Genomic DNA, 2,155 nt, shown 5'->3' with positions numbered 1-2,155 from the left:
TCTGAGAATCTTTACTTTTTCTTCGGCAGTATAACTTTTTCTTTTGCCCATGTTTCCCTCCTGGGCTTTTGTATACCACCTTATATGCTTTGGTCTAAAACGGCAAGTTCAGCGTGGGCAGGACACTGCGCATGGCAAAAACATCTTCTGTGGGTTCCCCGACGTAGAGACTTTGGAATAAAACAAAGAAAATTCAGAGAATAAAAGTCCGGCGACAAACCCTAGATAAAGCTTTCTACCCACCGCTATTTAGTCGCCGGAAAGGCTCGGAGTCGGGTTCTCCCAGAGTTTTTGCCATGCGCAGCCTGCCCTGACTGTACTGAATAAATTCTTGGGCATACATCGTGTAGAGAATACGTACTGTTTGACACCGCTTTTTATAGCGTAAATTGCCTGTTTTACTTGCTCATGATACAATAAAAACATGGAACTGGTTTTTGAAATAGACAAAATCACCGAATCATAAGTAAAGATAGAATGGCAATCTTTGAAAAAGATGCGAATGTCTTACTGAGAAAATATTTTCCTGAAACGGAGGAGTAATTATGTATGCGATAGATACGCAAGAAAAAATGGATTGGCTTTTGAACGGACTTGAAAACGGAGAAATCGTTTTGGAAAGCAGAAAATTGACAGAAGAAGACAAAGCAGAAATTTCCAGGGAACTCGCCGAGTATAAAGCAGCGCACCCTAAAACCCCCGCCAAAGAAGCGGTTTTAGTTTAACAGTACGGAACTAAAGACGGCGAATTAACGGAGTAACTTTCCTAAAAACATTCTTCTTTCATTGCTATCTACTAACCACTACATACTACCCACTATCTTTTCCACAGCCGCAAGTTTAACTGCGGTACAGAATATTTCCAGCGCCTGCCCAAGTTCCTCAAGCGGAGGGCAAGTCGGGGCGATGCGGATGTTTCTGTCCTGAGGATCGTTGCCGTTGGGGAATGTCGCGCCAGCGGGGGTAAGGGCAACGCCGGCTTCCGCGCAGAGAGATACAATTCTTTTCGCGCAGCCATTAAGCGCGTCGAAGCTGACAAAATAGCCGCCTTCAGGTTCAGTCCATTCGGCGATACCGAGGCCGCCTAATTCGCGGCGCAGGGTTTCTTTAACAAGATTGAACTTTGGTTTTAGAATTGCGGCGTGTTTTTCCATGTGCGCCATTACGCCGCGGGAGTCTTTGAAGAAACGGGAGTGGCGCAGTTGGTTCAATTTATCCGGCCCGATTGTCTGCGCGATTAGCCGCTGGCGGATATAGTCGCAGTTGGATTTTGAGGAAGCCATACAGGTTACGGACGCGCCGGCAAAACTGACTTTTGAAAAAGAGGCGAACACAAGCGGCATATTCGGATTTCCTGCTTCTTCACACAGACGGATAATATTCGGGATTATCCTCTTCGCGTTTCCAAGATCATGAAAACCATAGGCGTTGTCCCAGTAAATACGGAAATCATCGGCTGCTGGTTTTAGATTCGCGAAGCGTTTTACCGTCTCGGTAGAATAGACTATGCCGGTAGGGTTTGAGTACTTGGGTACGCACCATATACCTTTAATCAAAGGGTCGGAACTAACTGCCTTTTCGACTGCGTCCATATCGGGGCCGTCATTCCCCATCGCGACAGGTATCATATCGATATGGAAATATTTGCATATTGTAAAATGGCGGTCGTAACCGGGAACGGGACACAAAAATTTTACCTGCCCTTGACTCTTCCAAGGCTGCCCGTCCCTTACGCCGTGTGACATATTAACCGCCACATTGTCAAACATCAGGGCAAGCGAAGAGTTGCCGCCAACAATAACTTCTTCCGGCGTAAGTTCCAGAAGGTCAGCAAATATTTTTTTCATTTCGGGGATGCCGTCAATTCCGCCGTAATTACGGCAGTCGGCTCCGTTTTCGGCTTTGTAATCATACGTTGAAAGGCAGGTTAGTAAATCATTGCAAAGTGACAACTGCTCGTTGGAGGGAACTCCTCGTGTCATGTTGAGTTTTTTGCCTTTTTCCTTATGTTTTAAAAAAGCCTCATCAAGTTCTTTTTTAAGCGCTGATAATTCAGCCACATTCATTTGGGTATACTGTTTCATGGGTACTTCCTTTGCTTTATTTTATACTCTTTTTGTCTGTTTGTTAATATAGAGTATTTACATCTTTACAG

The 2,155-nt window shown here is 45.0% G+C and carries 2 protein-coding genes; one reads left to right on the top strand and one right to left on the bottom strand.

The annotated features are described in order from the left end of the window. The first annotated feature begins 545 nt into the window (after positions 1–545). A complete protein-coding gene (locus ACYVRH_RS12065) occupies positions 546–725 on the top strand; it encodes a hypothetical protein (RefSeq protein WP_461257155.1) in 180 nt (59 codons plus the stop codon). Between the two features lie 78 nt (positions 726–803). On the opposite strand, the gene ACYVRH_RS12060 is transcribed toward ACYVRH_RS12065, so the two are convergent. After that, positions 804–2,084 (bottom strand): aminotransferase class I/II-fold pyridoxal phosphate-dependent enzyme, encoded by a 1,281-nt coding sequence (locus tag ACYVRH_RS12060; RefSeq protein ID WP_461257154.1) that lies wholly within the window; start codon positions 2,082–2,084, stop codon positions 804–806. Positions 2,085–2,155: the final 71 nt, after the last annotated feature.

It is taken from the genome of Treponema sp. R80B11-R83G3 (assembly GCF_054786115.1).
This window is presented reverse-complemented; position numbering and strand designations above follow the sequence as displayed.

Excerpts from the sequence above, each read along its gene's own strand:
- ACYVRH_RS12065 (WP_461257155.1), top strand. The coding sequence starts at position 546 with ATGTATGCGATAGATACGCAAGAAAAAATGGATTGGCTTTTGAACGGA.
- ACYVRH_RS12060 (WP_461257154.1), bottom strand. The coding sequence starts at position 2,084 with ATGAAACAGTATACCCAAATGAATGTGGCTGAATTATCAGCGCTTAAA.